This window comes from Bradyrhizobium sp. Leo170, from assembly GCF_004296405.1.
Lineage (GTDB): Bacteria > Pseudomonadota > Alphaproteobacteria > Rhizobiales > Xanthobacteraceae > Bradyrhizobium.
In genome coordinates this window covers 1-5124 of record NZ_PSRR01000468.1, presented here as the reverse complement: position 1 = coordinate 5124, position 5124 = coordinate 1, and the positions used below count along the sequence as shown (strand labels likewise).

General features: G+C 63.0%; 6 protein-coding genes. 3 read left to right on the top strand and 3 right to left on the bottom strand.

What is annotated here, in order from left to right; genetic code table 11:
* The first annotated feature begins 164 nt into the window (after positions 1-164).
* Positions 165-644, top strand: coding sequence for a hypothetical protein (locus tag CWO89_RS40535; protein ID WP_130583864.1), 480 nt, complete (start codon positions 165-167; stop codon positions 642-644).
* Between the two features lie 80 nt (positions 645-724).
* Positions 725-1084, top strand: a complete 360-nt coding sequence (locus CWO89_RS40530; RefSeq protein ID WP_130583863.1) for a GFA family protein — start codon at positions 725-727, stop codon at positions 1082-1084.
* 142 nt (positions 1085-1226) lie between these two features.
* Here CWO89_RS40530 and CWO89_RS40525 read toward each other — a convergent pair whose 3' ends face one another.
* On the bottom strand, positions 1227-1934 hold the full coding sequence (locus CWO89_RS40525) for a glutathione S-transferase (protein WP_130583862.1): 708 nt from the start codon (positions 1932-1934) through the stop codon (positions 1227-1229).
* Between the two features lie 155 nt (positions 1935-2089).
* Between CWO89_RS40525 and CWO89_RS40520 the strand changes: the two genes are divergently transcribed.
* Complete coding sequence (locus tag CWO89_RS40520) at positions 2090-2482, top strand: DUF3606 domain-containing protein (RefSeq protein ID WP_130583861.1); 393 nt, start codon at positions 2090-2092, stop codon at positions 2480-2482.
* 36 nt (positions 2483-2518) lie between these two features.
* On the opposite strand, the gene CWO89_RS40515 is transcribed toward CWO89_RS40520, so the two are convergent.
* Positions 2519-3196 carry a lectin gene (locus tag CWO89_RS40515; RefSeq protein ID WP_165421529.1) on the bottom strand — a complete coding sequence of 226 codons (678 nt, stop codon included), beginning with the start codon at positions 3194-3196 and terminating at the stop codon, positions 2519-2521.
* A 149-nt stretch (positions 3197-3345) separates the two neighbouring features.
* Positions 3346-4311 (bottom strand): Tim44 domain-containing protein, encoded by a 966-nt coding sequence (locus CWO89_RS40510; RefSeq protein WP_130583859.1) that lies wholly within the window; start codon positions 4309-4311, stop codon positions 3346-3348.
* Between the last annotated feature and the right edge of the window lie 813 nt (positions 4312-5124).

Here is a 5124-nt window from a genome sequence, read left to right as displayed (position 1 = left end):
TGAATCCCAACAGACCCTAGCACAACAAGCCCTGCAAATCACCCTCGTCAGGGCGCTCTGGATCGCCAGCAACGCCCGGACGCCCATGCTCAACATATTGACGTAATCCGGCAGACCTTGCATGAACCCTGACGGTACAGTTGTGTGCCGCTGGGGGGTATTTCATGACGAGAACACTCGTATCAAGCGTTCATGCCGTAGCGCTCGCCGCCGTGCTCGGGCTTTTCATCGCCCTCGCCGCTTCGCCGGCGCACGCCGACCAGTGCGACGACATCGCCAAGCAGCTTGCCAGCCAGATCGACGGCCTCAAGGTCAATTTCAAGGCCGCCAACATCGTCTACCTCACCCATCCCGCGACCAGGGAATTGTCGCTCGGCTGCCGCGGCAAGAGCTACTCCGTCGAACTCTATGCCAAGGGCGACCGGCGACCGAAGCCGGAATTCTTTCAACTGGTCAGCTCGGCGGCGGCGATCATCTTCACCGTGCCGAAGGACGACACCACGACCGGCGCCACGCGCTGCCTGAAGCGCATGGGCCTGCTACGCGGCGACAAGGTCAGCATGCGCTTCCGCCGTCTCAACATGGAATGCACGCGCACCAAGACCGAGGCGTCGATCGCGATCACCCGCGGCAAGGACGAATAGCGCTTCCGCGGCCCGGGACCTGCTGACCGCGCCGAGCCGCTGCGTTATCATGCATTCCCCGGATGCGGTGAGGAAGAGTCATGCCTGACAGCAAAACCTATACCGGCGGCTGCCATTGCGGACAGGTGCGCTTCGAATGCACCTCCGATCTCGCGGTGGTGACCAATTGCAACTGCTCGATCTGCACCAAAAAGGGCCTGCATTTCACCTTCCTGCCGCCGAGGAGTTTTCAGCTCCGCGCCGGCGTGGAGAATTTGAAGGAATACCTCTTCAACAAGCACGCCATCCGCCATCAATTCTGCCTCGACTGCGGCGCCGAGGTGTTTGCCTACGGCAAGAAGCCCGACGGCACCGATGTGGTGGCGCTGAACGTGAGCTGCATCGACGGCATCGAACTGTCGAAGCTCGCGATGACGCCGTTCGACGGGAAGAATCTATAAGACAGCGCCGTAGGATGGGTGGTGTCGTAGGGTGGGCAAAGCGGAGCGTGCCCACCATTACGAGCAGTGAGCTTGACGGTGGGCACGCTTCGCTTTGCCCACCCTACACGCCGTCATGCCCGGCCATGACGGATAGATCGCACTACAGGTCCAATTCCTTATAGTGGCGGAAGATGCCCTGCTCGTTGAACGGAATCCTCCGCTCGCTTGCCAGATAGGTCTTGATGTTGGGCCGCTCGGCGACGCGATCACGCAATTCGATCAGGCGGGGAACGTTCTCCTCGAACGCCTGCATGTGCTTCGGAAAGGCGTAGCGCAGGCCCTCCACGATCTGGAACAGCGACAGATCGACATAGGTCACGCGGCGGCCGGTGACGTAAGCACCGCCATTCGCTTCCACGATGTCTTCGAAATAGCCAAGATATTTCGGCACGCGCTCCTTCCAGAATTCCGCGGTGCGCTTTTTCGCCGGCGCCTTCTGGTCCTCGTAATAGAGGCCCGGCCCGAGCGGGTGATGGGTGTCGTGAACTTCCAGCACGAGATCAGCGATGGTGAGCTGCATTTGATGCACCCAAAGTCGCCCCGCTTCCGCCTTCGGCGCCAGGCCGTGGCGCGCGCCGAGAAAGAACAGGATGTTGGCGGTCTGCCCGATCACGAGCTTGCCGGCTTTCAGGAACGGCGGCGCGAAGGGCGGCGTGCCCTTGCCCGCTTCCATCATCGACATCATCGCGCTTGTGCCGCCCGCGCCGCGCGCGACATCGTCATAATCGGCATGCGCATCCTCCAGCGCGAGCCGCACATACTCGCCGCGGCCCTGGATGTCGGGCCAGTAATAGAGTTGATAACGCATTGACGATGCCTCCCTGCGACAGACTCACGGCAATACCACACTCCTGTGGCCCGCGCTCCGCAGCCGCCTGATCGCAATTGTTTGAAAGCGCGCGCGACGATGTTAGCCTGTTCCGGTCTTGGAAAATCCGATTCCCGATCGGACAGGAGAATGTGATGGCGGATAGCAAGAAGAAACGCGGCAGCGCTGATCGCGCACGGATCGCGTTGGGCGAGGCTTATGAGGTCGCGTACTGGTCGAAGAAGTTCAAGGTCACGCCGGCCAAGCTGAAATCCGCCGTCAAGAAAGTCGGACATTCCGCCAAGAAGGTGGACGCTTACTTCAAGGAGCAGAAGCACCTCGCCGCGGACCGTGCGCGGATTGCGGTAAGCGAGCCCTATGAAGTGCGCTATTGGTCCAAGAAGTTCAAAGTCACGCCGGCCAAGTTGAAGGCCGCGGTCGCTGCCGTAGGCCATTCGTCGAAGAAAGTCGCGGCCTATGTGGCGAAGAAGAAAGCTGCTCCCAAGAAGGTAGCGAAGAAGAAAGCCACCAAGAAGAAAGCCGCCTGAGCGCTCGGCAGGCGGCCGAGATCGGCGGCTTGGACTTCAGTTCACGGCGAAGCAGTACAGCAAGCCGTCGCCGCCGGTGCTCCTGAGGTCGGCCTGCGAGCAGCCGCCGTCGGGGCCGCGCGAGGGATGCGACGAGTTCCAGGATTTCGACGGCTCGTCGTCGCGCAGGCCGATCCGGTCGGAATGGCCGACGATGGCGGTGCCCTGCGTGCTGCTCGTCCAGTTCTTGCAGGTGCGATCCTCGCCGACGGCAAACGCCGTGCCGTCCGCTTGTGAGCCGGTCAGCACGTCGTGACGATTCGGCGTGTCGCCGCGGCCGTTGATGACCTCGCCTTTTTCAGAAAGCGCGGTCTGCTTGGTGAGATTGTTGCCGGCGCTGTGGAGGTCGGCGACGTCCTTGGCGACCACCACACCCTTCACATTCTGCCACGGCCCTTTGCCGATACGATCGCGCGCGTTCACGGCCGGCTGGCCGTCGGCCGCCTGTGTCGACAGATAGGCGTGCCAGGTTTTCGGCGCGCCAAAGCCCGCCGCCTGCGCCAGCGTCTGGCAATGATTGTCGGCGCCCGCAAGCCCACCGAGATTGCCGCCATTGCCGATGCCGTTGCTGGTCAGGAAGAAGCTCGCGTTGGCCGACTGCGCCTGCGCCGGTTGCACCGCGAAAGCGGCGAGTGCGAAACATGTCGGCACGAAGATGCTGGCACCAATCTTCATTTGCTCCTCCCGATTGTCTTTGGCTTCTGAGATCAACCCGTAGCCGTACCCATTATTCCGGCGCTGTGACCGCGAAATGACCCGCGCAAAAGCAAAAGGCGCTGCGGAATGAACCGCAGCGCCTCGATGTTACGTTATCTGGCGGACGATCAGTTCGCCTGCTGGATCGCCGAGAGCTCCCAGTCGCTGCCGCGCCGGCGCACGAAGGTCCAGACCTCCGTCACTTCCTGCGGCTGCTCGCTGCCGGCGACCGGCCGGCCGGTGGTGCGGTCGAGCGTCTGGTCGACCAGCGAGAACCGCATCGCCACCGTGGCGTAATCGGACTCGCCCTCGCGCCAGGCTTCGGCAAGATCGCCCTGCAGCAGCTTCACATTCGTCACCTTGTTGACGGCGTTGCGAGCCTTGTTCTCCTCCAGGTCCTTCGAGAAGTAGGAGACCATCTCGGGCGTCGCGAGCGTGTGCAGCTTGCCGACATCCTCGTTCGACCATGCAGCCTGGATCTCGCTGAGCAGGCGCTCGAAGGCCTCATAGTCGGCCGGCGCAATCTCCAGCGGCGCGCTGGCCGAACCAAGCCCGAAGCCCATGCCCGAGCGATAGTTCGGCTGCGGGCCGACACCGGCTGCAGGTCCGCCGGCGTAGGCGGCGGCCGTTGTCTGGCGGCGCTGCCACCACGACATCGCCAGCCGCACCACCAGCACGATCAGGCCGATCTGCAGCAACAGACCGAGGATCGACGACAGGCCACCGAGACCGGAGAACAGGCCGCCACCGAACAGCAGGCCAAACAGGCCGGCGCCGAGGAAGCCCGCGGCGAGGCCGCCGAGCAGGCCGCGGCCCATGCCGCCCCGATTGAACAAGCCGCCCGAATTCGCGGCCGGCGAGTTCATGCCGGTGCCCGGCTGGCTATAGGTGCGGTTGAACGGTTGCGTCGCGCCCGGCGCCGTGTTGGTGCTGGGCGGCGCGGAGAAGCTCCGCGAGCCACGGGAACCCGAGCCGAAGCCGCCGCCGGCGCGGGCGTCAGCCGCCGATATGCCGATAGCCGTCAGAGGCAGCGCCAGCGCGATCGCCACCGCGATGGCCCGAACAATTCCGCGCGTGTGTTGCGTGAAATTCATCTGTGTTTCCTTGAATCCCCAGAATGGAGAAAGTGGCACTAAGATGGGCACGGCTGCCCAAAAGGGAAGCCGTAAACGGGAACAACCACTGCGGCCCTCAGTCGCGGGGATGTGACAAAAGCCCGTCTTTCCACGGGTTTTTGCAGCTTCTTAACCCTGTCATTGCGACCGGAGCGAGGCGCTCCAGGATGCTATCCGTGAGGCAGGCCCAGCGGGAAAAGAGAAAGGCCGCCTCGCGGCGGCCGCGCGAGGTTAGCAAGTTACTCCGCGAGCGCACCTGCTTGCGGCACGTCGGGTGGGAGTCCTGATGCAAACACCATTCGCAGTGCGGCGCATACCTGGACCGCATGCTTCGCGGACTTGAATGACAATCTCGTCCGGCTGTTGGAGGGGTACTAGAGGCATGGCCTGCGCTGATGACGCCAAGGCCAGTGCGAAGGCAACAGCAAATAACCTGATCATTGTTACTCTCCTGTTGAAGTCGCCCAAAACAGGATTGTCGCCCTTAGGGCGCACGAGCCCACATCTGGGGCCGGAGAACTTTGATCTGGATCAACGAGTGTAGCCTGCCGAGTTGGGTCATTCGCGTACGCGGTGCGGTGACAAAGTCACCACTGCGCCTCTCGCGCGCCGCCATTGGGTGCAAACTGCCGAGCAGCGCCTCCTCGCTCACCGGGTCTTGTGCGCTGACCGATCTGCATGAATGACCGCTTCGGGTCCAAAATACGACTTGGCAGGGGGCGCAGATCTTGTGAAGGGTTTCGGATGCCGGCCGCTTGAGGGACGGCGCCGCGAATTCGGCGGCCGGCATCC